Below are 23,443 nucleotides of genomic sequence, written 5' to 3' on the forward strand. Positions count from 1 at the left end.
CATTATACGAAACGCCTCGTTTTTCCTCTTTCCTGTCTGGCCGTGTCATTGTCGGGCGGCTCACTTCGCGGGAGCCATCGCCTCCTTCGTATCCGCCGCGCCGCCAGGCGCCTGCGCGCCCGATAGCTTCGTGCCGTCGTCCCAGCCGCCGCCCAGCGCCTTCACCAGCGAAACCGACAGCGTCATCTGCTGGCCGTGAATCTGCACGTCCTGACGCTCGCTGGTCAGCAGCGACTGCTGCGCCGTGATGACGTCGAGATACGCGACCAGGCCGCCCGAATAACGGTCGTTGGCAAGCGACAGCAGATGCTGCGCGTCGATCACCGCCTCGTGCGACTGCTTTGCCGCGCCGTCCAGCACCGACAGGCCCGTGATGCCGTCCTGCACCTGCTGGAACGCGGTCAGCACGGTTTGCCGGTAATTCGCCTCGGTCGCCTTGTAGCCTTCGCTCGCGAATTTCACATTTGCCGCACGGCGGCCGCCGTCGAACAGCACCTGGCCGACCGTCGCGCCGAGCGTCCACATCAGCGTAGGCGCGCTCAGCAGGCTGGCGAACTGCGTGCTTTCCCAGCCGATGCCCGGCATCAGCGTCAGGCTCGGAAAGAACGCTGCTTTGGCGACGCCGATCTGCGCGTTCGCCGCGGCCATCGCGCGTTCCGCCGATGCGATATCCGGGCGGCGTTGCAATACGTCGCTCGGCAAGCCGAGCGGAATCGACGGGACTCCCGCGTCGATTACTTTGGGTTCGATCGCGAACTGCGGCGCGGGCACGCCGACCAGCGCGGCAATCGCATGTTCGTTCTGCGCGCGCTGATTCAACAGGAGTTGCGCCTGCACACGGGTCGAATCGAGCAGCGACTTCTGCTGCAAGACGTCGAGCCCGGACACCGAGCCGAGGTCGTGCTCGCTCGTGACGTAATCGAGCGCCTTCTGCTGCAATTTCACCGATTGATTCAGCACGTCGATCTCGGCGTCGAGCTCGCGCAGCGAGAAATAGTCGGTGGCGAGATCGGTGGTGAGGACGAGCCGCGCGTTGGCAAGGTCGTCCGCCGATTGCTGCGCGGAGGCCGTGGCGCCTTCCACTTCGCGGCGTATCCGTCCGAATAGATCGGTGTCGTAGTTGATCGTCGGGCCGAGTTGCAGATTGTTCTGCACCGTCGACGTGGTCGGCGTGCCGTAATTGGTGAGCGGGCGGTCCTTCGAAATCCGGAAGCGCGAGCCAGTCGCACTCAGATCGACTTCGGGAATCTGCTGCGCACGCGTGTTGGCGAGCGTGGCTTTGGCCTGCTCATAGTGCGCGCTCGCCGCGGCCAACGTCTGATTCTGCGCGAGCGCCTGCGTTTCCAGCGTGGCGAGCGTCGAATCGCCGAACGCGCTCCACCAGTCGGGCGAGATCGGCGCATGCGACGGAGCCGCGACGCGCCAGTACGAATCGGTTTGCCAGGTGGGCGGCACTTCGGCTTGCGGACGCTGATAATCCGGACCGACTGTGCACGCGGCGAGCAAGGCCGCGCTCGCGGCGGCCGCCAGTGCCTTCAGCGTCGTCTGCACCGTTACTGCCCGATCAGCGCTCGCCTGCTTCGCGATCACGACGCCCCCTTGCCGTTTTTCTGCGGCTGCGCGATCTGCACGTGATCGCCGTCCGCGATCGAATCGCTCGGGTTGATGATGATCTTATCGTTCGCCTCGATCCCGCTTTCGATTTCGAGCGACTGCCCCAGGTCCTGCGCGATCACGATCTTGCGCAACGCCACATTGCCGTTCGCGTCGACCACGGCGACGCGTGGGCCTTCCGCGCGAAACAGCAATGCATTGCCCGGCACCATCCATTGTGCATGGGCGACCGCCGGCACGGCCACTTGCACATAAGCGCCGGGCCGCAGCTTGTCGTCGGGATTCGGCAAAGTCACTTCGATCTGCAGCGAGCGGGTCGGCACATCGATCGCACCGGAGATGTGCGTGATCGTGCCGTGGAATTGCTGACCCGGCAATTCGGCCTGCGTGACCACGACATTCTGTCCAACCGACACGTTTTGCGCGTAGGCCTGCGGCAGTTGCACATAGACCCGCAGCGGATCCGACTGCGCCAGCGCGAACAGCGCGCGGCTCGTGCCGCTGCCCGCGTCGATCAGGTCGCCGACATCGACATTGCGCTGCGTGACCACGCCCGCAAACGGCGCGACGATGCGCTTGAACGATTCGAGTTGCTGCAGGCGTTTCACGTTGGCGTCCGCTGCGGCGAGATTGGCGACGTCCTGCGTGTACGTGCTCTGCCGTTCGTCGAGTTCCTGCTGCGAAACCGCATCGCGTTGACGCAGTTGCTGCCAGCGATCCAGCGAGCTCCTGGCAAGGCCGAGACTCGAACTGGTTTGCTGACGCTGTGCCAACGCCTGCGCAAGTTCCTGATCGATTTCCGGCGTATCCAGATCGGCGAGCAATTGCCCCTGCTTCACGCGCGCGCCGATATCGGCGTACCAGTGCAGCAGATAACCGGTCGAGCGTGCATAGATCGGCGATTCGACATTGCCGCGCAACGTACCCGGCAACAAGGTGTTACCGCCACCTTCCGTTTGTGTCGGACTCACCACGTTCACATATTGCGCGGCGTTCTGCCGGGTCGTTTCGGCAACCGAGCGGTTTTGCAGAACATCCGCGATCACCGTGCGCAACGCACCGACGACGAGCAGCGCCAGCACGATCCAGATAGCAATTTTGGCGCGCTTCCATTCCCGATTGCGCGGCGGCAAGGCATGGCCGCCGTCGGTTTCTCGCGAGGGAATCGCCAGCGATGCATGAGTTTTTTCGGTCATCTCAGTCAGCCATCTCAGTCAGCCGTCAGTTAACGTTACGCGGGCTTGGCTTCGCCGCCGTGGTCCGGTGCGGGGCCGTCATTGCCGTGGCCACCGCCGCCATGGCTACCCGTCGTATCTGTGTCGTCATCGTCGCGGTGGCGCCGCGCGAGGCGCGTATGAATGCCCGCAAACACCAGCGGCACGAAAAACAGCGTGGACACGGTGGCAAACAGCAAGCCGCCGATCACCGCGCGGCCGAGCGGCGCGTTCTGCTCGGCGCCCTCGCCGAGACCCAGCGCCATCGGAATCATGCCGATGATCATCGCGAACGCCGTCATCAGCACCGGCCGGATCCGGCTCGCACCGGCTTCGAGCGCGGCGGTGAGCGGCGGCGCACCGGCGGTAAGCCGCTGGCGTGCGAACGACACCATCAAAATACTGTTGGCGGTGGCGACGCCCATCGTCATGATCGCGCCGGTCAATGCGGGCACGCTCAAATGCGTGCCGGTCAGGAACAGCATCCATACGATGCCCGCCAGCGCCGCGGGCAAGGCGCTGATGATGATCAGCGGATCGACCCACGACTGGAAATTCACCACGATCAGCAGGTACACCAGCACGATCGCCATCGCCACACCGAGACCCAGACCGAAGAATGAACTGCGCATGGTCTGCACCTGGCCGCGCAAGGTGATCTGGCTGCCGCGCGGCAGCGACGCCCGCACGTTATTCACCAGCTTGTCGACCTGGTTCGCGACGCTCCCCAGGTCGCGCTTCTCGACGCTCACGTACAGGTCGATCACCGGCCTGATGTTGTAGTGCGTGACTTCCGCGAACTGCGTCTGCGGCGAGACCCGCACCAGGTTACCGAGCAGTTGCGTCGGTCCGTTGGCCGAGCCCGACACAGGCGTGCGCAACAACTCGTCGATCGACGAAATCTGATACTGCGGCGTTTGCACCGCGACGTTGTATTCGACGCCGTTCTTGTTGTTGAACCAGAAACCCGGCGAAGTCTGTGAACTGCCCGACAAGGAAATGAGCACGTTTTGCGCCACGTTGTTCGCGTTCAGATTGAGTTGCTGCAGGCGCGTGCGGTCCATCTGCAGATTGATGGCCGGTTCGTCCAGTTTCTGCTGGATGTGCGTGTCGACGGTGCCGGGAATCATCCGCACCTGCTTCAACAGCTTGCGTGCAATATCGAAGTTGCCTTGCTGATCCGCACCGGAAATCTGCACGTCCACGGCGGCGGGCAAGCCGAAGTTGAGAATCTGCGTGACGATGTCGGCGGGTTGAAAAAAGAACTCGACGCCCGGAAAGCGCTGCGGCAAGACCGCGCGCAATTTGTCCATGTAGGTTTGCGTCGGCTTGTGGCCTTCATTCAGGGCCACCTGAATTTCGCCGTCGAGCGTGCCGATCGTGCCGGCGTTGCTATACGAGAGATTGATACCGCTATACGGCAAGCCGAGATTGTCGAGGATCGTGCTGAGATCTTTAGGCGGCACGACCTCGCGGATCACCTTCTCGACTTCGTCCGCGAGACGCGCGGTTTCCTCGATGCGAGTACCGGTCGGCGCGCGCATATGCAGGCGAATGTCGCCCGCGTCCACACTCGGGAAAAAGTCTTCGCCGAGCACGAAAACCAGTCCCATCGACACAATGCAGAAACCGAGAAACATTGCGCCGAACCGGCCGCGGCGCACCAGCACGCTGCTGAGAATCACAATGTACGCGCTGCGCATGCGCTCGAAACCGGCGTCGAAGCGATGATAGAGCCGCATGAACAGATTCGGCCTGGCACCGGTCTTGGGCTTATGCGCGTGGCCCATCAGCAGCATCGCCAAGGTCGGCACCAGCGTGCGCGAGAGGACGTACGAAGCGAGCATCGCGAACACCACCGCTTCGGCGAGCGGCACGAACAGGTAACGCGCGACACCGGTCAGGAAGAACATCGGCACGAACACGATACAGATACACAGCGTCGACACGAGTGCCGGAATCGCGATTTCACCCGCGCCGTCGAGAATCGCATCGTGCAGATTCGTGCCCATATGAAGATGCCGCTCGATGTTCTCGATCGTCACCGTCGCGTCGTCGACCAGAATCCCGACCGCCAGCGCGAGACCGCCCAGCGTCATGATGTTGATGGTCTGCCCAAGCGCGTGCAGTGCGATCAGCGAAGAAAGAATCGACAGCGGAATCGAAATTGCAATGATGCAGGTACTGCGCCAATTGCCGAGGAACAGCAGAATCATCGCCGCAGTCAACGCGGCGGCAACCAGGGCCTCGCGCACCACACCCTGCACCGCCGCTTTCACGAACACCGACTGGTCGAACAGCGCCGTGATGTGCAGATCGGGCGGCAACGCGGCGCGCGCCGCCGGCAGCAAGCCTTGCAGCGTATTGACGATCGAGAGTGTCGACGCACTGCCGTTCTTCAGCACCGACATCAGCACGCCGCGATGTCCGTCCTGCCGCACGATATTGGTCTGCGGCGAGAAACCGTCGCGCACGTGCGCCACTTCACGCAGATACGTCGTCGCGCCATTGAGCGTGCGCACGGGAATGTCGTTGAGCCCTTCCACCGTGGGGGGCGAGCCGTTCATGTTGATCGTGTATTCCTTCGGCCCGATCTTGGCCGTGCCGGTCGGCAGAATCAGGTTCTGCGCATTGAACGCGTTGACCACATCGGATGGCGTCAGACCTTTGGCGAGCAAGGCGCGCGTGTTGAGGTCCACTGAGATCAGACGCGATTTGCCGCCGTACGGATACGGCACGGCCGCACCCGGAATCGTCACCAGTTGCGGACGCAGGAAGTTCAGCGCCGTGTCGTTGAGCGCCTGCTCGGAGAGCTTCGGACTCGACAGGCCGAGCTGGATCACCGGAATACTCGAGGCCGAATAGCTGATCACCAGAGGCGGAGTGGCGCCGGGCGGCATCTGTTTGAGCTGCGCCTGTTCGACGGCCACCGTTTGGGCGATCGCAGTCTGGATGTTCGCGTTCGGCTGCAGGAACACCTTGAGAATCGTGATGCCGGCAAGCGACTGCGATTCGATGTGCTCGATGTCGTTGACCGTGGTGGTCAGACTGCGCTCGTTGACCGACGTGATGCGGTTGGCCATGTCTTCGGCCGACAAGCCGGTGTAACTCCAGATGATGCTGACCACCGGAATATTGATTTCCGGCAACACGTCGACCGGCGTGGTCAACAGCACATAGGGCGTCGCCAGCAAGATCAGGATGGCCATCACGATGAACGTGTATGGCCGCTTAAGCGCAACGTTGACGATCCACATGAAACGCGCCCGAGAGAATGCCGAAAAGAATGCCGAAAAGGAATTGAATCGCCGTGACGGGACGGTCGCGCTGTTTCAGCATTCGACATGCTGAATGCCGGCAAACATGCGAACACGTTGCCGGGGCCAATGCCCACGCCTCTCCCGGTGAATCAGGCCTTATGCTAGATCGGTAGCACCAACGCCTGCATGGCGCCAAAATGGCGATATTGTCAGGAAGGCTAATGTAAGGATGGGCGGCATTTCAAACACTTGCGGGTTGAAGCGGCGCAAACGTTTGGTGGGAGGGAGATCAGCGCTTTTAAGGGTATGGTTAAAGGCCTATCTCACCGGTTCGTATGAAATATACCGTTAGAATTTATTGCGCAATGCTAATACCTTAAGTGCCTGTGCGTACAGCGACAGCGACTCGCCCAGGAAAGATTGTGCTGTTGCACAGGCCGTCAACTGTCTCTGTGAGATTTGCAGGCGGGCGAGCAGAATCGTTGTTCGCGCATCGATCCACGCGATTCGCCTGTGCCGCGTCGAGCCGCACAGCTTTCCTGCCGCCGAGGTTTATCCGCCCATGACCGCCAGCCCATTCCTCACCGCCGATGTCCTGATCGCCTATAGCGCCTACTTCGTAGGCACGGCGAGCCCGGGGCCGAGCAATCTCGCGATCATGTCGCTCGCCATGAGTGCCGGCAGAAAATCCGCGCTGACCTTCGCGCTCGGCGTGGTGTCCGGCTCGTTCTTCTGGGCCTTGCTGGCGTCGCTGGGTTTGTCGGCGGTACTCGCCACTTATTCGGAATGCCTTGTGGCGATCAAGATTGCCGGCGGACTTTATCTGCTGTGGCTGGGTTTCAAATCCGCGCGCTCCGCCTTCAGCGCGGAAAAACTGCCCACCCATTCCGCACGCGCAGGCGAACCGTTCAAACGGCTCTATCTGCGTGGCCTGTTGCTGCATCTCACCAATCCGAAAGCGATTCTGGTGTGGCTCTCGATCGTTTCGCTCGCTATGTCGCCGGCAGGCGGCACGTCGCACACCGCGCCGGTGGTGCTCGGCTGCATGTGCATCGGCGTATCCGTGTTCAGCAGCTATGCGGTGCTGTTTTCAACCGCGTCCGCACGGCGCATCTATGTCGCGATCCGTCGCTGGCTGGACGGCTCGCTGGCGATCATGTTCGGTATTGCCGGGATCAAACTGCTGACGTCGAAAAACTAGCCGCGCCTTTGGTGCGCGACCGCTCTGCGATACTGTCGCTCTTATGACTCGAGCGGGCAGCGAACACGATGAGCGGTGGCAATGACCTGAATCCGGCAGCGAAGCACTCGCCATTTCAAAAGCGGCTTTATCTGGCGGGCGCCGTGGTGGCGCTCGCCGCGCTGATCGCCGCGGCGGTCATCTATGCAACGGCTCCTGCGCCGGACAGCGCCGTCTCCATGTACGGCATCGTGGACCCGCGCTATCAGATCGAATTGCAGCGCATCGGCGGGAATGCGGCCGTGCTGATGGCACAGCTTCATCAGTGGTTCGACGGTCTCTGGCATGGTACGGCGCTCGCTTATACGGTGGCCGTGCTTGGCGTCCTGCTCGCCGGCGCATGCTTTTTTATAGGCTACTTCTTTGCCGATAGTGAGCCGCAGGAACCGCACGAACCGCACAAGCCGCAGGGCTAACGCATTCCGGCGCGCCCCGGCAACCCTGCATCTAGGTCGCTTCTTTCACGTGCTGGCCAGGCTGCTCCACGCCCACCGCGCGCAGCGCCTCATGCAAGGTGCTGAAAATGCAGCGTGTCTCGACGATCGGCGTGATCCCATGCCGGTCCATATCCGAGCGCAAATAACGGTTCACCCGCGCGAAAATCACCTCGATGCCGCCGCGCTTCAGCGTCTCGCACAATTCGCCGACTGAACGCGCCGCCGAATAGTCGAGGTCGGTGATCGCGCTCGCGTCGATCACGAACCAGCGCACCGCGCTCGGCGCACGATCGATCAGGTCGCGGGTATCGTCGACGAAAAAGTGGTCGTTCGCGTAGAACAGGTCGGCGCCGAAGCGATAGACGATCAGCCCCGGCGCGGTCTGGAGCCCGGGCGCGGCCGGCACCGGCACCCAGATGCTGTCTTCTCCGGGTGCGAGAATCATGGTGTGCGGCCGATAGCTGTGCCGCACATGCCGCAACAGCGATAAGGCCACCGCCACCAGGATGCCGTGCTCGACACCGATCAACACCACGGCCGCCGCGGTGAACAGGGCCAGTGTGAATTCACCCGGACTTTCGCGGCGGATCGAGAAGAGCAACTTCAGATTGACGAGGCCGACGGCGATCGTAAACACGATGCTGGCCAGGATGCAATGCGGCAGGTACTGCAAAAACCGGCTGAAAAACAGCAGCACCACGACCACCACGAGGGCGAAGACGATCTGCGCGAACTGGCTGCGCGTACCGGCGCGATCGGCCATGGCGGTCTGCGTCGGACTGCCGTTCACCACGAAGGCACCCGACAACGCCGCCACCGCATTGGCAGCGGCGATACCCAGCAGATCGGCGTTGGTGTCGACCGATTCGTGATAACGCTCGGCGAATACGCGGCTCGCGGCAGCGCTTTGCGCGACGATCATCACGAAGCACGAGGCGGCGACGGGCAATAGATCGAGTATCTGCTGCCATGTGACGGACGGCATCCGCAGCGGTGGCAGTCCGCCTGCCACCGGCCCCAGCACGGAAATACCGTGCGCCGCGAACCCGTAAATATCGCTTGCGGCAATGCCCGCCACTACCGCGATCAACGGTACCGGCAGGCGCGGCAAAAAACGCTTGAAAACCAGAATGGCGACCACCACCAGCACGGAGATGGCGAGCGTCGGCATGTTGATCTGCGCCGCCTCGCGCACCACGAGCGCGAGTTGGCCGACGCTGCTCGCAGCATGGCCCGATATGCCGACCATGTCGCCCAGCATGGCAATGCCGACCTGCACGCCGACGCCGGCGAGGAAGCCGACCAGCACCGTGCGCGAGAGAAAGTCAGCGAGAAAACCGAGCTTGAAAATCCGCGCGATAAGCAGGAGCACGGCCGTGAGCAAGGCGACCATCCCGGCGAGCGCCGCATATTCGGCGCTCGAAGCCGGCGCCATGGTCGAGAGCCGGCTGGCGAAAATGGTGGCGGTGGCGGAGTCGGCAGCGACTACGAGGTGCCGCGATGCGCCAAAGAAGGCAAACGCGACAAGCGGCAGAAAGACGGTGTAAAGGCCTGTGACGGCAGGCATGCCGGCAATGCGTGCGTAGCCGAGCACCTGTGGAATATCCATCGACGCCAGTTGCACGCCGGCCAGCGCATCGCGCGCCGCCGCGGCACGGCTCAGAGGAAGTACGCCCTTCAATACGCCAAAGCGCGTAGTAATGTTTGCCAGAAAATCCCGCATACGCGATCGTGCCCCGAACTTAGGTTATCGCGCATCGTGCCGTGACTCCGCACTCAAAGGCAAGGTTTGAGGCTCTTATCGGCAAAAGAAAATAGCTGCAAGCGGCAATCGTTCCGAACCCGCCGCCGTTACCGCACCACTTTGGCTTAACGCTTGAACTGCCCTGTGAGCGGATCCACGTGCCGCGCGAAACCAAACAATGCGGCGATACAGATCGGACAGGCGATGATGAACACGGCCAACATCTTGCACCCCGTAACAAATTGTTACTGCAAGTTTAAGCGATTGCCGTGCGAAATGAATGAGGGAAAACGCAAAACACTGTTGCGGCGTATTACAACGTCGTTACTGCCCAAGGGAGCCCGGCGCGTGAAAATACCCCCTGAAACGCGGTAAATCGCACCAAAATAGCGCATTCGACACATCGCGCTATGATGCGCAAACGTTCGCCCACCTACAAACTGGTTACGCCATGTACACGTCAACTTTCATCTTCGCGACGAGGCAATTAGACGAGCGTTTCTACCGGCTCGACGAGATCATTGCCACCGCTGCCAAAGCCATTCCCGGCTATCTCGGCGAAGAGGCATGGGAAAACGCGTCGACCGGACTGACGTCGAATGTGTATTACTGGGCGTCGCTCGATGCATTGCAGGCGTTGATGGAGCATCCCGCTCATCTGGAAGCGAAAGCGGCGCAGGCGAACTGGCTCGCCGGCTATCAGGTGATCATCTCCGAAGTGCTGCGCACTTATGGCGATGCAGGTTTTGCGCATCCGGCAGCGGTCCATCGGGCACAAGGTGGACCGGCTGTCGAAGCCGCGCCGCCCGCGCCGTGAAAGTCCGGCGCTGTCTGCCGGTGACGCCGTTGCCGTCGGATGTGCGATCACGCATCTGTTCTGCCGCTGAGACAGGCCGCTTCTCCGCTACCCCGTATAATCCGGCATGATCCGAATCTCCCTCCATACGCTTCCGCAAGCGGCCACCCACGGCCGCCGCACCGCCCTCCCCCTCACGGCGGCCGCATGAAAACACCCAAACGTCTGCTCCCGCTGGTCGAAGAAGGCCTGATCGACGAAGTCGTCTCGCAGTTGATGAGCGGCAAGGAAGCCACCGTCTATGTGGTCCGCAGCGGCGAATCCACGCGCTGCGCGAAGGTCTATAAAGACGCGAAACAGCGCAGTTTCCGCCAGGCCGCGTCCTATCAGCAGGGCCGCAAGGTCAAGAACAGCCGTCAGCAGCGCGCAATGGAAAAAGGCAGCCGCTATGGCCGCGAGGTGCAGGAACAGGCGTGGCAGAACGCGGAAGTCGACGCCCTGTTCCAGCTCGCCAATGCGGGCGTGCGGGTGCCGCAGCCCTTCATCTGCACCGACGGCGTGTTGCTGATGGAATTGGTGACCGATGGAGACGGCAACGTCGCGCCACGTTTGAACGACGTGGAAATGACCGAGGCGCGCGCGCTCGAACTGCACGCGCTGCTGCTCAACCAGGTGGTGCGCATGCTGTGCGCCGGCATGATTCACGGCGATCTGTCCGAATACAACATCCTGCTCGCCGCGGACGGCCCCGTGATCATCGACCTGCCGCAAGCCGTGAATGCCGCCGGCAATCTGGAAGCGCCAGCCATGCTGGAGCGCGACGTCAACAACCTCGCCACGTATTTCGGCCGCTTTGCGCCGGAATTGCTCGACACGCACTATGGCAAGGAAATCTGGTCGCTGTACGAAGCGGGCGCATTGCACGTGGATGCCAAACTCACCGGCCAGGTCGAACTCGACACCACGCCGATCGATCTCGAAGCCGTGCTACAGGAACTCGAAGATACGCGGCTCGACGAAGAAGCGCGTCTGCGCTATGAGGAATCGCTGCGCAGCGGCACTTGAGCCGCCGCTACGCAACGTATGAGCGGCCAATCTGATTAGCGGGACCTGGTTGCTCACCTGCGCGCCGCTCGCGTGGCAACGAGGCAAGAGGCAAGAGGCAAAGAGACTACGGCGTGCCACTGAAACCGGCCGACGCGACCTTGACCGATGAAGCCGCCACACCCGGCGCCGGCCCCACCGACTCCCGCATCGTCACGCTCACCGGAAACTCACGGAAGATTTCCCACGAGGTCCGATAGCACTGATTGACCAGCCAGCGCACCGCGTTCTGCGTCAACTCCGCCGTCGGGATATGCACCGAGGTGAGTCCAGGCGCGGCGTAGGCGGCCGAATAATCATCGTCGTAGCCGATCACGGAGACTTCGTCCGGGACGGCAATGCCGGCCTGATGGAAGCGCGCCAGTACGCTCACCGCCATCGTGTCGTTCGCGCAAAAAAGGCCGGTGAAGCGCCGCTTCGAATCGAGCAGTTTCTGCGCGGCAGCGTAGCCGCCTTCCGGCGAGAAGTCCGATTCGATCAGCGTGACGTCCTCGCGTGCGATGCCCTCCCGCAACAACTCGGCAAAGAAGCCTTCGAGCCGGATCTGATTGTCCGACGCGCTGAACGGCCCGGAAATCACCGCAATGTCCCGATGCCCATGATCGAGCAGCGTGCGCGCCGCCAGTTCACCGCCGCGCCGATGATCCGCGCAGAACGATGCTTCCGGCAACTGATCGAACGCGCGATTCAGAAACACCATCTTCGGATGCATGCGATGCAGCATGTCCAGATCTTCGTCGTGCAGATCGTGGCTGATCACCACCACGCCGTCGCAATCGCGGCCGATCAGAAAACGCACCGCCTCGATGGCCTGCTCGCGCGGCGACACTTCTCCGCAACCCGTGGCCACCACCACGTGGCGGCGCACCGCGCGCAGTTCGGTGTCGGTCTGCTTGAGAATCGTGCCGTAGTAGGAGCCAAAGAAGGTCGGCACGAAGATGCCGATCATGCCGAGCGATTGCGTCGCCATGGCGCGGCCGATGGACGACGGCCGGAAATTCAGCGCTTCGATAGCGGCCTTCACACGTGCGGCGGCATCGGCGGAAATGGGGCCTTTGCCGGAAATGGCACGTGACGCAGTCGACATGCCGACGCCGGCCAGTGCCGCAACATCTTTGAGTGTTGCCACGCGGTTCTCCGTCAAGCCCTGTTGTATTCAACGACGTTGCATGCAGTCGCTACAAACATTCACTACAAACGCGCGCCGCCTGCTTCGTCGAACAGCGAAATATGCGCGCCGTCGAACGAGAACGCCGCGGCATCCCCTACCGCTGCTGGCGTCTTCGTCTGGTCGATCGACGCGATTTGCTCTCCATGATAATCGAGCCAGATGACCCGGTGGTTGCCCATCGGCTCGATCAGTGAAATGTTCGCGTGCCCGCTTATTTTTGTGCTAGATCCTTCGCCCACGTGCACGTCTTCAGCCCGTACGCCGAGCACACAAGGCAGACGATCCGCAGGCAGGTTTTTGAAAGGATAAGCCGACACATCGAGCCGCAAATGCGCCGTGCAAAAGTAGAGCGAACCGTCATGCGTCTCGAGCGTGCCCTTGAGCAGATTCATCGCCGGCGAGCCCAGAAACGTCGCGACGAACAGATTGTTCGGCCGCGCATAGACTTCGGCGGGCGTGCCGAACTGCTGGATCACGCCGCCGCGCATCACGGCCATGCGCGTGGCGAGCGTCATCGCTTCGACCTGATCGTGGGTCACGTAGATCATCGTCGCGCCCAGACGCTGATGCAATTGCTTGAGTTCGCGGCGCAATTCGGTGCGCAATTTGGCGTCGAGATTCGACAGCGGCTCGTCGAACAGGAACACGTCGGCCTCGCGCACGATCGCACGGCCGATCGCCACACGCTGCCGCTGGCCGCCCGAAAGTTGCGCCGGCTTGCGCTTGAGCAGCGGGCCGAGTTGCAGCATCTCGGACGCCCGCGTCACGCGCCGCTCGATTTCCGCCTTCGGCGTGCCGTTGATGCGCAACGCGAACGACAGATTGCGCTCGACGCTCATGGTCGGATACAACGCATACGACTGAAACACCAGCGCGATACGGCGATCTTTCGGGTCGGCCCAGGTCATGTCAACGCCCGCAATTTCAATGCTGCCGTCGCTCACGTCGATCAAGCCCGCGATACTGTGCAGCAAGGTGGATTTGCCGCAGCCCGATGGGCCCAGCAACACCACGAACTCGCCCGCTCGCACGTCGAGATCGAGATTCTCGATCACCGTATTCGCGCCGAGCTGGATCTTCAGATTGCGCACCGACACGTTGGCTGGATGCGCGAGGCCCGCCGCATCCGCCACATTGCCGGCTTCAGCTACGTCTGCCGCGCCGGCCACCGGATGTGCCACCGCATCTGCCGTATTCGCCACGTTTGTCATGCCGTATTCCTTGACCTATCCCTTGACGGCGCCGGACGCAATGCCGCGCACAAACCAGCGGCCCGAAATGAAGTAGACCGCGAGCGGCACCATGGAGGTCAGAATGGTCGCCGCCATATTGACGTTATAGAGCCTCTCGCCGGTCGTCGTGTTGATGATGTTATTCAGTTGCACGGTCATCGGCAGGTTTTTCGTGCCGGCGAACACCAGGCCAAGTATGAAGTCGTTCCAGATGCCCGTCACTTGCATGATGAGCGCGACGACGATGATCGGCGTGGACATCGGCAGCATCAGTTGCAGGAAGATGCGCCAGAAACCGCCGCCGTCGATACGCGCCGCCTTGAACAGCTCCTGCGGAATCGACGCGTAGTAGTTGCGAAACAGCAGCGTCATCACCGGCATGCCGAAGATGGTGTGAATCACCACGATGCCCGGCAGCGAGCTGAACAGGTGTACGCTCGCGAGCACGCGCACGAGCGGATAGACCATCACCTGCACGGGAATGAACGCGCCCATCAGCAGCACGCCGAACAGCAACCCGGCCCCGCGCGGCCGCCAGAACGACAGCGCGTAGCCGTTCACCGCGCCGATCACGATCGAGAACACCGTGCTGGGCACGACAATCCGCACCGAATTCCAGAAGCCGACCTGAATGCCGTTGCAATCGAGCCCGGTGCAGGCGGATTGCCATGCGGCGCTCCATGCGTCGAGTGTGAAATGCGTGGGGAAAGCGAGCAGATTGCCGAGGCGAATCTCGCTCATCGGTTTGACCGAGGTGACGAGCATGACGTAAAGCGGCAACAGGAAGAACAACGCCGCCGTGATCAGAAACGCGTAGACGCCCAGGCGTGCCGGTGTAAACGCCCTGCGGCGGCGCCGCGTACGGCTCGGTGTGCCGCCCTTCAGCGGAGGGCTCAGCGTGTTCATCACACCTCCTTGCGCAACGCGGCGCGGCTGCGGGCATAGAAGAACGGCGTGAGAATCGCGAGCACCGTGGCCAGCAGCACGATCGACGCTGCCGACGCGAGGCCGATATTTGCGCGTCCGAACAGGTAATCCATGATGAACTTCGCCGGCACTTCGCTGGCCGTGCCGGGGCCGCCTTGCGTCATCGCGACCACCGCGTCGTAGAGCTTGACGACCATCACGAAGAGCAGCACGAACGCGGTGGACATGGAAGGCCCGAGCATCGGCACGACGATGCTCGCGTACACACGCCAGCGCGGAATGCCGTCGATACGCGCGGCTTTCCACAGTTCGTCGTCGATACCGCGCAAGCCGGCCAGCAGCAACGCCATCACAAGACCCGACGCCTGCCACACCGTCGCGATGACGACGGTGTAGATCACCCAGTCCTGATCGACGATCCAGTCGAAGCGCGCATGCACGAACCCGAGCTTGTGCAACACCGCTTGCGCGCCCAGTTCCGGATTGAGAATCCACTGCCACACCAGGCCCGTCGCGACAAACGACATCGCATAGGGATAGAGAAACACCGTGCGCAACGCGCCTTCCGCCACCACGCGCTGATCGATAAAAATCGCCAGCAACAAACCGATCACCATGCACGCGACAATGAAGCATGCGCCGTAAACCACGATGTTTTGCAGCGACAGCAGCCAGCGGTCGTTATTGAAAAGCCGCGTGTATTGCGCGAGGCCCGCGAAGTCGCCGGAAGGAAACGTGCGTGAGTTGCTGAGGGACACGCGCGCGGTCCAGACCATCGTGCCGAGATACGCGAACACGACGGTCAGGACCATCGGCAGAAGCGCTACCCATGCTGCTATCGGCAAGCGCTTCTTTAGCGGCTTTTTCAGCGGCCCTTTACGAGGCCTGGCGCCGTCGGCTTGCAGCTTGAGCGCTTGCATGGTGAGCGCCTAGCTCTTCAACGCACTGGCAAACGCCTTCTGCGCGTCGTCGACCGACTGGTTCTTGTTCCAGAAGTTCGTGATGACGTCGATCAACGCGCCCTGCGTGTCAGGCGAGAGCAGCATTTCCGGATTCGGCAACTGACGCGACTTGTCCTTCATGATCGCCATGCCCTCCTTCGCGCAGATGTCGAGACTGCTGGCGTCCACATCGGGACGAATCGGAATCGAGCCTTTCTTCGCGCTGAATGCCACTTGCGCGGCCGGCGAGGTCATCACCGTGGCAAGCAGATTCTGCGCCTTGATTGCGTTGGCATTGTCGGTTTTCGGGAACACGAATACGTCGCCCGCGACCAGATACGGCGAGTGCGGACCAAAACCCGGGAAGCAGCCGAAGTCCTTGCCGGCCATCTGGTTGGCCGCCGAGAATTCGCCCTTGGCCCAGTCGCCCATGATCTGCACACCGGCCTTGCCGGAAATCACCAGCGCGGTGGCATCGTTCCAGTTGCGGCCGGGCGAGCCCGGATCGACGAAGTCATGCAAGCGCTTGAACTGCGCGAGCACTTTCTTGAACGCATCGGACTTGACCGCATTCATGTCGCGATCGCGGTACACCTTCAGATAAAGATCCGGGCCGCCGACGTCGGCAAAGACCGCGTCGAACGTGATCTTTTCCTGCCACGGCTGACCGCCCAGCGCGAGCGGAATTACGCCCGCGGCTTTCAGTTTGGTGAGATCGGCGATAAATTCGTCGTAGCTCTTCGGCTCGGCGGCAATGCCGGCTTTCTGGAATACCGGCTTCGAGTAGAAGAACCAGGCCGGCATGTGAATGTCGACCGGCGCGGCGTAGTAGTGACCCTTCACCTTGATGCTGTCGATGATCGATTGCGGGAACACGCCGTTCCAGTTTTCTTTCGCGGCGACCTCGTCAACATTGTTCAGCAGGCCCTGGTCGATCAGGTCGTGAAACTGCCTGGACGTATTGAACTGCGCGGCGGTGGGTGGATCGCCGCCGACGATCCGGTTGATCGCGGTGGAGCGTGCCTGATCGGCGCCGGCCACGGCATTGTCGACCCACTGGCCACCGGCCTTGTTGTATGCATCGGCGAACTGGCGAATCGCGGCCGATTCGCCGCCCGAAGTCCACCAGTGAATCACGTTGGCTTTCAGGGGTTCGGCCGCATGCGCGACGACGCCATATAACATCAGTGCTGAAACGACGCCTTTCAGGGCCATTTTTCTGCTGTTCATTCCGTCTCCTGTGTCGACCGGAGTTAGTGCTTTAGCACTTACTCCGGTCCCATGCAAAGCTGTCGATCAGAGTTAGTGCTTTAGCACTTACTCCGGTCCCATGCAAAGCTGTCGACCTGCCGTTAAACCTCTGCCCTACGCTCCTTCAAAAACTTCGCCACCAATTCCGCACTCCGTTTGACTGTGCGCTTCTGTGTACTGTAGTCGACGTGCACAATACCGAAGCGGCGTTCGTAACCGAACGCCCATTCGAAGTTATCCATCAGCGACCACAGAAAATAGCCACGAATATCCACGCCGGCCTTGATCGCCTGATCGACCGCCGCGAGGTGGCGCTTGAGGAACGAGATGCGCTGCGTATCGACAACATGGCCGTCGATCACCTGATCGTCCGAGGCCATGCCGTTTTCGGTGATATAGATCGGCGGCAGGTTGCGATAGGTGCGGTCGAAACCGGTCAGCAGATCGCGCAAACCATCGGGATGCACCTCCCAACCCATCTGCGTGCGTTCGACGCCTTCCAGCGGCACGTCCCGGAATCCGTGCGCGCCGTCGCTCGCAACGTTGGTCCGGAAGTAATAGTTGATACCGAGAAAGTCGAGCGGTGCGGCAATGGTCTGCATGTCGCCGTCGAGCACCAGCGGCTCGGTGCCTGGCCACAACTCGAACAGGTCTTGCGGATACGCGCCCTTGAAGAGCGGATCGAGAATCCACGCATTGTGCTGGACTTCGAACAGATGCGCTGCACGCTGATCCGCAGCGCTGTCGCTATTGGCCGTACCGCGGCCGACGTTGGCGACGATCCCTTTCTGCGAGCCCGGATCGTTGGCGCGCAATACCGGAATCGCAAGGCCATGCGCGAGCAGCAGATGATGCATTGCCTGCGTTGCAAAGCGTCCGTCGGCGAGACCCGGCGCGTGGTGCCCGTTGCCGTAGCCAAGATAGGCCGAGCACCATGGTTCGTTGAGCGTCGCCCAGGCGTCGACCGTGCCGGCCAGTTCGCGGCTCATCAGGTCGGCGTAGTCGACGAAACGGTAAGCGGTGTCGCGATTGAGCCAGCCGCCGCGATCTTCCAGATGCTGCGGCAAGTCCCAGTGATAAAGCGTCACGAAGGTCGTGATGCCCTTCTCTTTCAGACGGTTCAGGAGGCGCTTGTAGAAGTCGAGCCCTTTGCGATTGGGCGCGCCTGCCGCGTCCATCACGCGCGGCCATGCGATCGAAAGCCGATAGGCTTCGAGGCCGAGCGAGGCCAGCATATCGATGTCCGCCTCCCACCGGTGATAGTGATCGCAGGCAACCTCGCCGGTGTCGCCGGCCAGCACCTTGCCGGGCTTCGCCGAGAAGGTGTCCCAGATCGACGGCAGGCGGCCGTCTTCATTCACGGCGCCTTCGATCTGGTACGAAGCCGTGGCGGCGCCAAACAGGAAGTTTTTGCGCCACAGCGAAGAGTCCGCGGGCGGGGTGAAGGGATCGGCAAGCGCGCCGAGGTCTCGGGATATTGTGTCGGATACAGCGAATGCGTCGTTTGCCACGGATTCTCTCCTGCACTGAGGTCGTTGAACCGTAAGGCGGAAGCCGAAGTGGAAGCGCTTCCACAAGACCTGCGAACGATAGCAGTGCGAGATTCAGCGCAGCAATCAGGGTTTGTCTGGAGGGCTTGCTGGCATGCGCGGCATTGCGATGCGCCGCGCATGGGAGATGTTTAGAACAACGTGACGAACGACGTAAGAAACGCGAGGCGGGGTATGACGGTAACGCCGCTACAGACGCCATGCAGCGTGTGTAATCGGCGCTGAGCCGCCGCCAGCATCGCAAATTTCAAGGCTTGGTGGTTGGCAAATTAAACGCCCCGCCGTCATACGCCTCGCAATACGCCTTCCAATCAGCCTGCACCTGCGCTTCGCACTGCGTCGCGAGTTCGATCAACGGCAATTGCCAATCCTTGCGATTACCGAACGCGATCAGCTCGTCGGCAATCGACGACTTCTGCCTCCCGCTGCTGCGCAGTTGCCCCCACGCGCTCAACTCGGCCATGCTGTTGACCACCGCTTCGAGCCGCGGCAGCTTGCCGTCCCAGTCGCTCAATGCCACACGGTCTTCCGACGGCTGCAAGCTGCGCAGCACATACGAGCGCTGATTGAAATCCACCGCATGCAGGAACGCCTGCGAAACCGCCTGATTGCGCCGCTGGATTTCAACCACCCGCTCCGCCTCGCTCCGCCACTTCGGCTGCGGCGTGTGTACATGCGGCGTCACCGAAGAAGGCAACGCCTCTTTCAGATCGATCAGATAGTTGCCGTCCGGCGAGCCCTTGCCTTCGACGAGAATCACGTAGCGGTCCACGCCCAGGCTGCCGGTGCCGGCAATCCGCCGCGCCACGTCGAGGATGCGATAGAAGTCCGGATTGGGTTCACCGGCGGCGAACCGATCCATGAACGCGGTCACGTCGGCGCGCGCCTTGTCGCTTACCGGCAGCGCTTTCTTGCCGTCCACTTTGAGCACGCGGGTCTTGCCCTTGAGCGTGGTGCGCCGGTCGAGATGCGCGGCGCGCGTGCGATTCACCAGTGCATCGAACAGATCGCGTACCATCCCGGTCGACGTCTCCGCTTCGATCCAGCGCGCCTTGCCGAAAGCGAGCGCCGCGCCGTAGGCATCCACCGCGGTGTGGCAAAGCGCGAGTGCCTCTGCGCGGCTCAGTTTGAGATCGCTCGCGCCGACCAGCACGCTCGTGAGCAGCCGCACCAGTTCGTAAAGATTCGGCGCGAGACAGGCTTCGTCGAAATCGTTGTTGTCGAAATAGCCGAGGCGGTTGTCGCCCTTATAGCTACCGAAATTTTCCACATGCATATCGCCGCAAATCCACACCGGCGGCGCATCGTCGAGCACCTTGTCGCGCGGCAGACGCGCGTAAAACAGATGACAGGTGCCGCGCAGAAACACGAACGGCGAGCCGCGCATGAGCTTGTATTTCATGGCGAGACGTTCAGGATCGCGACCGGTATTGAAGCTGGCAATGGTCTGTGCGATATCGGACATGGGGTTTCCCTTCAAGCGGCGCGTTACGGTTCAGTATGGATTCAGTACGGGTTCAATGCGAGCGGATCGAAGCCACGAGTGCATGGAGATTGAGCGGCTTCACACGAATCACACCGCCGCGCGGACTGTCGATATCGGCGACCAGCATGAACGACAACGACACGATCAGCGGAACGATCAGCAACAACCCGGCTCCCGCTTTCAAACCGCGCGCGCCGTAGCCGACCAGCACATTGGCGCACGCGGCTATCAGCACCATCAACACCCACGCCGCGTCGGGAATGCGATTCCACCACGCGGCCTGCGTGTAACCCTGCGTGTTGAGCACATCGTTCATGCCGGCGACAGCAAGCGCGGCCACCGGTGTGGGCTGCGCGGCCGCGGCATTCTTCACCACTGTCCACATTGCATCCTGCAGGCGCGATGTCTCGGCATTGACTCTGGCGAGCTCGGCGACGTCGCGCGTCGTGTAGAACAGCACGCGTTCGTCGAGATAGGTTTTCAGCAAGCCGCGTACGGTCGCCGCATCCGCGGCGGGCAGCAGATCGGCGCGGATGTACTCGGTGCCGATCGCATTCGCCTCTTCTTCCTCGTAGTTCTTGCGTTGATCGTAGCGGCCCACCGCCATCGAAAACGTGAACCCGATGATCAGCGCGAGCAGCGTCAGCGTGGCGGCCTGAATGACGCTGAAGTCGTCACGTGCAGCCTCGTCGATTTTTCTGAATCTGCGCAACAGCGACGCGCCGATGCGCGCCGCCAGCCACATCGCAGCGAAGCAGGCGATAAAGACAAGTACCGGATAATCGAGAATGTTTGGCATAAGCGAGCGTCAGGAGCCTGTCATCAGATAGTAACGTCCGTCCGCAGTGACGTTGAAACCGAAACCGCATTCGGTCACTGAGCCATGCGTCGCCACATCGAGCGTCTCCGGCGCGGAGAGCTTGAACTCGATCAGACATTTGTCGGCATGTTTGTCCGCGTTTTTGTCCGCGTTTTTGTCATAAGGCGCGAGGTTGCTGATCCTGGCGGTGGCGTCGAGCGGCGCATCGCCGCCGCCATCGGTTACCGGCACGCGTGCCACGCCGTCGTAGAAGCGCACATAAGCCGACAGGCTGCCCATGTTCGCGCTCGGTTGGCCGTCGGCGCCCACGGTCGGATACACGAAATCGCCGTCGATCCGATAGACGCCGCGCCGCCCTTTCACCGGCTTCACCTCGATACTGTTCCACGCACCGAAAAACATATAACTGGCGAAACGCGCGCCGCCCGGCGGCACACCGCTCACTACCCCCTTACCGGCGATCGACTCGAGACGCTGACGCGCGGCCGCTACGGCACGGCCGAGCAGCGCGTCGTTGGGATAGTCGTCACCGCGGCTTATCGCGGTCCGGTAGTACGCACGCGCATCCGGCAACGCGCCCAGCTTCAGTTGCACGTCGCCCTGATGGACCAGCGCCATCGCCACGCGCGCCCGCGCCGAACTGGTTGCTTTCGGCGAATTCGCCTCGCCGGCCTGCATGGCCGTGGCCTCGGCGAGCACGGCTTCCATTTCGACCAGCGTCTGCGCGTCCTTGATGCGCCCCGCTTCGAGCGCGGCCACACCCAACGCCGCGCACGACGCATTTGTGCGACACGGCACGTCCTTGCCCGCCAGCAGGTTGCGGCGATAAAGTTCGGCGCGCGAATCGACCGCTTCCGTTTGCGCCGCGACGAGCACAGGCATGAGCGCGGCAACAGCAGCAGAGACGATAACGGCAGCAGTGACGGCAGTTTTGACGTTCATGAGAAAGAGAGGGCCATGACGCATTTCGAACATGCGCTTCAAGTAGCCGTATGCGCGGTACGTTTGACGTAGATTGCCAAGGACGCTGGCCGTGATGCTGACAGAAAATCGGCAATTGCGCGAACCCTTAAGCGATGCGCATCTACCTCACAGCCTACACCCCGGCCTGCGGCCCGAATTTCTTACGATACGCACCCGGGCTCGTCAGCGCGATACGCCGGAAGTGCCGCCGCAGCGATTCTTCGGAACCGAAGCCCGCCAGCTCGGCCACACGCGCCATCGGCAGCGGAGTTGGCGCTTCAAGGAGATCTCGCGCGATCGCCACGCGTTCGCGCAACAGCCATTCGTAGGGCGCCATGCCGGTGGCATCGTGAAACTGCCGCTGCAAGGTACGCGGACTCATGGCCGCCCGCTCGGCGAGCGAACGCAAGGTATGCGGCAACGCGGGATGGCGGCGCACCCAGTCCATCAGCTTCGCAAGGCGGCCGCCTTCGTCTTGCGGCATGGGCCGCGGCACGAACTGCGCCTGACCGCCCTCGCGATGCGGCGGCACCACGAGCCGCTGCGCGACCCGGTTGGCGACTGCACTGCCGTGATCGCGCCGCACCAGATGCAGCAGCATGTCGAGCCCCGCCGCCGATCCCGCCGAGGTGATGATCTGCCCTTCATCGGCATATAACGCATCCGGCTGCACATGCAATTGCGGATAACGCTGCTGCAACTTGTCGGCGTAGCGCCAGTGCGTCGTGACGGTCCTGCCGTCGAGCACCCCGGAGGCCGCCAGCACGAACACGCCGGAGCAGATCGAACACAGGCGCGTGCCGCGCTTATAAGCGGCGCGAATCTTCTTCAGCAGGGGCTCGGGCGGCACCTCGTCAGCATCGCGCCAGCCGGGAATGACGATGGTGTCGGCGCGATCCAGCAGCTTGAGCGTGTACGGCGCCGCGACGGTAATGCCGCCGGCTGCGCGAATCGGACCGGGCTCGCTCGCGCAGACGGCGAAGCGATACCAGTCCACGCCGAGTTCAGGACGTTCGAGCGCGAACAGTTCGGTCACACAGCCGAATTCGAACGTACAGAGCCGATCGTAAGCCAGTGCGACGACAAGATGATTGTGCATGGCGCGATGTTACCGGAGATTGACGATTGCGCCGCTTACCCGGCATATGCGGCGTCGCGGATACGCAATACAGGCGTCGCCACACGCAATTCGCAAGGTTCAGACTGGCTCGCCTCGCGAATCGCTTATGGATCACGACTCGTTGCCGATAGCCAGTTGGAAACCCTCGTCGATCCAGCCCGTCATGCCGCCGATCATTACCTTGACCGGGCGGCCAAGCTGGGCAAGTTTGATTGCGGCGCGCGTTGCGCCGTTGCAGTGAGGACCCGCGCAGTAGGTGACGAAGAGCGTATCGGGCGGATACTCAGCGAGCCTGGACGCCACAATCTTGCCGTGCAGAAGGTTCACGGCGCCAGGCACATGGCCGCGCGCGTAAAGTGCGGGGCTGCGCACGTCGAGCAGTACGAAATCGACGGAAATCGGGTTGTCGCTTGCAAGTGCAGCGTGTACGTCAGCGCAATCGGTTTCGAACGAAAGCAAAGTATTGAAGTGAGCGAGCGCCGCAGCGCTGTCGGCAGGCGGAACGGCTGAGACGGGTGACATATCGAGCTCCTCATGCGTGTATCAGGGCAACGCATTGTCCCGTTCTCCCGC

The 23,443-nt window shown here is 62.1% G+C and carries 19 protein-coding genes; 4 read left to right on the forward strand and 15 right to left on the reverse strand.

What is annotated here, in order from left to right:
* Positions 1-60 precede the first annotated feature (60 nt).
* From ACOSV0_RS32710 to ACOSV0_RS32720, 3 genes are read right to left on the reverse strand one after another with little or no spacing between them, the layout of a single operon-like run.
* Positions 61-1,551, reverse strand: a complete 1,491-nt coding sequence (locus ACOSV0_RS32710) for an efflux transporter outer membrane subunit (protein WP_434115949.1) — start codon at positions 1,549-1,551, stop codon at positions 61-63.
* Between the two features lie 35 nt (positions 1,552-1,586).
* Positions 1,587-2,810, reverse strand: coding sequence for an efflux RND transporter periplasmic adaptor subunit (locus tag ACOSV0_RS32715; protein ID WP_434111681.1), 1,224 nt, complete (start codon positions 2,808-2,810; stop codon positions 1,587-1,589).
* 35 nt (positions 2,811-2,845) lie between these two features.
* Positions 2,846-6,085 (reverse strand): efflux RND transporter permease subunit, encoded by a 3,240-nt coding sequence (locus ACOSV0_RS32720; RefSeq protein WP_434111684.1) that lies wholly within the window; start codon positions 6,083-6,085, stop codon positions 2,846-2,848.
* Between the two features lie 565 nt (positions 6,086-6,650).
* Here ACOSV0_RS32720 and ACOSV0_RS32725 point away from each other — a divergent pair.
* Positions 6,651-7,289 carry a LysE family translocator gene (locus tag ACOSV0_RS32725; protein WP_434111687.1) on the forward strand — a complete coding sequence of 213 codons (639 nt, stop codon included), beginning with the start codon at positions 6,651-6,653 and terminating at the stop codon, positions 7,287-7,289.
* A gap of 68 nt (positions 7,290-7,357) precedes the next feature.
* A complete protein-coding gene (locus ACOSV0_RS32730) occupies positions 7,358-7,744 on the forward strand; it encodes a hypothetical protein (protein WP_434111689.1) in 387 nt (128 codons plus the stop codon).
* Between the two features lie 31 nt (positions 7,745-7,775).
* Here ACOSV0_RS32730 and ACOSV0_RS32735 read toward each other — a convergent pair whose 3' ends face one another.
* The gene (locus ACOSV0_RS32735) at positions 7,776-9,488 is read right to left on the reverse strand and encodes a SulP family inorganic anion transporter (RefSeq protein WP_434111691.1); all 1,713 of its coding nucleotides are present in this window, start codon (positions 9,486-9,488) and stop codon (positions 7,776-7,778) included.
* Between the two features lie 472 nt (positions 9,489-9,960).
* On the opposite strand from ACOSV0_RS32735, the gene ACOSV0_RS32740 reads away from it, so the two are divergent.
* Positions 9,961-10,326 carry an antibiotic biosynthesis monooxygenase family protein gene (locus ACOSV0_RS32740; RefSeq protein ID WP_434111693.1) on the forward strand — a complete coding sequence of 122 codons (366 nt, stop codon included), beginning with the start codon at positions 9,961-9,963 and terminating at the stop codon, positions 10,324-10,326.
* Between the two features lie 186 nt (positions 10,327-10,512).
* A complete protein-coding gene (locus ACOSV0_RS32745; RefSeq protein ID WP_434111695.1) occupies positions 10,513-11,370 on the forward strand; it encodes a PA4780 family RIO1-like protein kinase in 858 nt (285 codons plus the stop codon).
* A gap of 106 nt (positions 11,371-11,476) precedes the next feature.
* Here ACOSV0_RS32745 and ACOSV0_RS32750 read toward each other — a convergent pair whose 3' ends face one another.
* From ACOSV0_RS32750 to ACOSV0_RS32800, 11 genes are all read right to left on the reverse strand, one after another.
* A complete protein-coding gene (locus tag ACOSV0_RS32750) occupies positions 11,477-12,538 on the reverse strand; it encodes a LacI family DNA-binding transcriptional regulator (RefSeq protein WP_434111697.1) in 1,062 nt (353 codons plus the stop codon).
* A 62-nt stretch (positions 12,539-12,600) separates the two neighbouring features.
* Positions 12,601-13,791, reverse strand: coding sequence for an ABC transporter ATP-binding protein (locus ACOSV0_RS32755; protein ID WP_434111699.1), 1,191 nt, complete (start codon positions 13,789-13,791; stop codon positions 12,601-12,603).
* Between the two features lie 15 nt (positions 13,792-13,806).
* Positions 13,807-14,718 carry a carbohydrate ABC transporter permease gene (locus ACOSV0_RS32760; protein WP_434111701.1) on the reverse strand — a complete coding sequence of 304 codons (912 nt, stop codon included), beginning with the start codon at positions 14,716-14,718 and terminating at the stop codon, positions 13,807-13,809.
* Positions 14,718-15,659 (reverse strand): carbohydrate ABC transporter permease, encoded by a 942-nt coding sequence (locus ACOSV0_RS32765; RefSeq protein WP_434111703.1) that lies wholly within the window; start codon positions 15,657-15,659, stop codon positions 14,718-14,720. Before ACOSV0_RS32765 ends, ACOSV0_RS32760 begins: the two co-directional genes overlap by 1 nt.
* A 9-nt stretch (positions 15,660-15,668) precedes the next feature.
* Positions 15,669-16,910 carry an ABC transporter substrate-binding protein gene (locus tag ACOSV0_RS32770; protein ID WP_434111705.1) on the reverse strand — a complete coding sequence of 414 codons (1,242 nt, stop codon included), beginning with the start codon at positions 16,908-16,910 and terminating at the stop codon, positions 15,669-15,671.
* Positions 16,911-17,032: 122 nt separating this feature from the next.
* On the reverse strand, positions 17,033-18,442 hold the full coding sequence (locus ACOSV0_RS32775) for a GH1 family beta-glucosidase (protein ID WP_434111707.1): 1,410 nt from the start codon (positions 18,440-18,442) through the stop codon (positions 17,033-17,035).
* Between the two features lie 286 nt (positions 18,443-18,728).
* Positions 18,729-19,946, reverse strand: a complete 1,218-nt coding sequence (locus ACOSV0_RS32780) for a DUF2252 domain-containing protein (RefSeq protein WP_434111708.1) — start codon at positions 19,944-19,946, stop codon at positions 18,729-18,731.
* 52 nt (positions 19,947-19,998) lie between these two features.
* Complete coding sequence (locus ACOSV0_RS32785; protein ID WP_434111709.1) at positions 19,999-20,766, reverse strand: hypothetical protein; 768 nt, start codon at positions 20,764-20,766, stop codon at positions 19,999-20,001.
* A gap of 9 nt (positions 20,767-20,775) precedes the next feature.
* Positions 20,776-21,729, reverse strand: a complete 954-nt coding sequence (locus tag ACOSV0_RS32790; protein WP_434111711.1) for a hypothetical protein — start codon at positions 21,727-21,729, stop codon at positions 20,776-20,778.
* Positions 21,730-21,883: 154 nt separating this feature from the next.
* The gene (gene ftrA, locus ACOSV0_RS32795; protein ID WP_434111713.1) at positions 21,884-22,849 is read right to left on the reverse strand and encodes a transcriptional regulator FtrA; all 966 of its coding nucleotides are present in this window, start codon (positions 22,847-22,849) and stop codon (positions 21,884-21,886) included.
* A 132-nt stretch (positions 22,850-22,981) separates the two neighbouring features.
* Positions 22,982-23,392, reverse strand: coding sequence for a rhodanese-like domain-containing protein (locus ACOSV0_RS32800; RefSeq protein WP_434111714.1), 411 nt, complete (start codon positions 23,390-23,392; stop codon positions 22,982-22,984).
* Positions 23,393-23,443 lie beyond the last annotated feature (51 nt).

Origin of the sequence: Paraburkholderia caffeinilytica (assembly GCF_051027425.1) — a bacterium.
In the GTDB taxonomy this organism is placed as follows: Bacteria; Pseudomonadota; Gammaproteobacteria; order Burkholderiales; family Burkholderiaceae; genus Paraburkholderia; species Paraburkholderia caffeinilytica_A.

What these genes read in the sequence shown, in the direction of transcription:
- ACOSV0_RS32715 (WP_434111681.1), bottom strand. Translation starts at nt 2,810, where the DNA reads ATGACCGAAAAAACTCATGCATCGCTGGCGATTCCCTCGCGAGAAACC.
- ACOSV0_RS32720 (WP_434111684.1), bottom strand. Translation starts at nt 6,085, where the DNA reads ATGTGGATCGTCAACGTTGCGCTTAAGCGGCCATACACGTTCATCGTG.
- ACOSV0_RS32725 (WP_434111687.1), top strand. Translation starts at nt 6,651, where the DNA reads ATGACCGCCAGCCCATTCCTCACCGCCGATGTCCTGATCGCCTATAGC.
- ACOSV0_RS32730 (WP_434111689.1), top strand. Translation starts at nt 7,358, where the DNA reads ATGAGCGGTGGCAATGACCTGAATCCGGCAGCGAAGCACTCGCCATTT.
- ACOSV0_RS32735 (WP_434111691.1), bottom strand. Translation starts at nt 9,488, where the DNA reads ATGCGGGATTTTCTGGCAAACATTACTACGCGCTTTGGCGTATTGAAG.
- ACOSV0_RS32740 (WP_434111693.1), top strand. Translation starts at nt 9,961, where the DNA reads ATGTACACGTCAACTTTCATCTTCGCGACGAGGCAATTAGACGAGCGT.
- ACOSV0_RS32745 (WP_434111695.1), top strand. Translation starts at nt 10,513, where the DNA reads ATGAAAACACCCAAACGTCTGCTCCCGCTGGTCGAAGAAGGCCTGATC.
- ACOSV0_RS32755 (WP_434111699.1), bottom strand. Translation starts at nt 13,791, where the DNA reads ATGACAAACGTGGCGAATACGGCAGATGCGGTGGCACATCCGGTGGCC.
- ACOSV0_RS32760 (WP_434111701.1), bottom strand. Translation starts at nt 14,718, where the DNA reads ATGAACACGCTGAGCCCTCCGCTGAAGGGCGGCACACCGAGCCGTACG.
- ACOSV0_RS32765 (WP_434111703.1), bottom strand. Translation starts at nt 15,659, where the DNA reads ATGCAAGCGCTCAAGCTGCAAGCCGACGGCGCCAGGCCTCGTAAAGGG.
- ACOSV0_RS32770 (WP_434111705.1), bottom strand. Translation starts at nt 16,910, where the DNA reads ATGAACAGCAGAAAAATGGCCCTGAAAGGCGTCGTTTCAGCACTGATG.
- ACOSV0_RS32780 (WP_434111708.1), bottom strand. Translation starts at nt 19,946, where the DNA reads ATGTCCGATATCGCACAGACCATTGCCAGCTTCAATACCGGTCGCGAT.
- ACOSV0_RS32785 (WP_434111709.1), bottom strand. Translation starts at nt 20,766, where the DNA reads ATGCCAAACATTCTCGATTATCCGGTACTTGTCTTTATCGCCTGCTTC.
- ACOSV0_RS32790 (WP_434111711.1), bottom strand. Translation starts at nt 21,729, where the DNA reads ATGAACGTCAAAACTGCCGTCACTGCTGCCGTTATCGTCTCTGCTGCT.
- ftrA (WP_434111713.1), bottom strand. Translation starts at nt 22,849, where the DNA reads ATGCACAATCATCTTGTCGTCGCACTGGCTTACGATCGGCTCTGTACG.
- ACOSV0_RS32800 (WP_434111714.1), bottom strand. Translation starts at nt 23,392, where the DNA reads ATGTCACCCGTCTCAGCCGTTCCGCCTGCCGACAGCGCTGCGGCGCTC.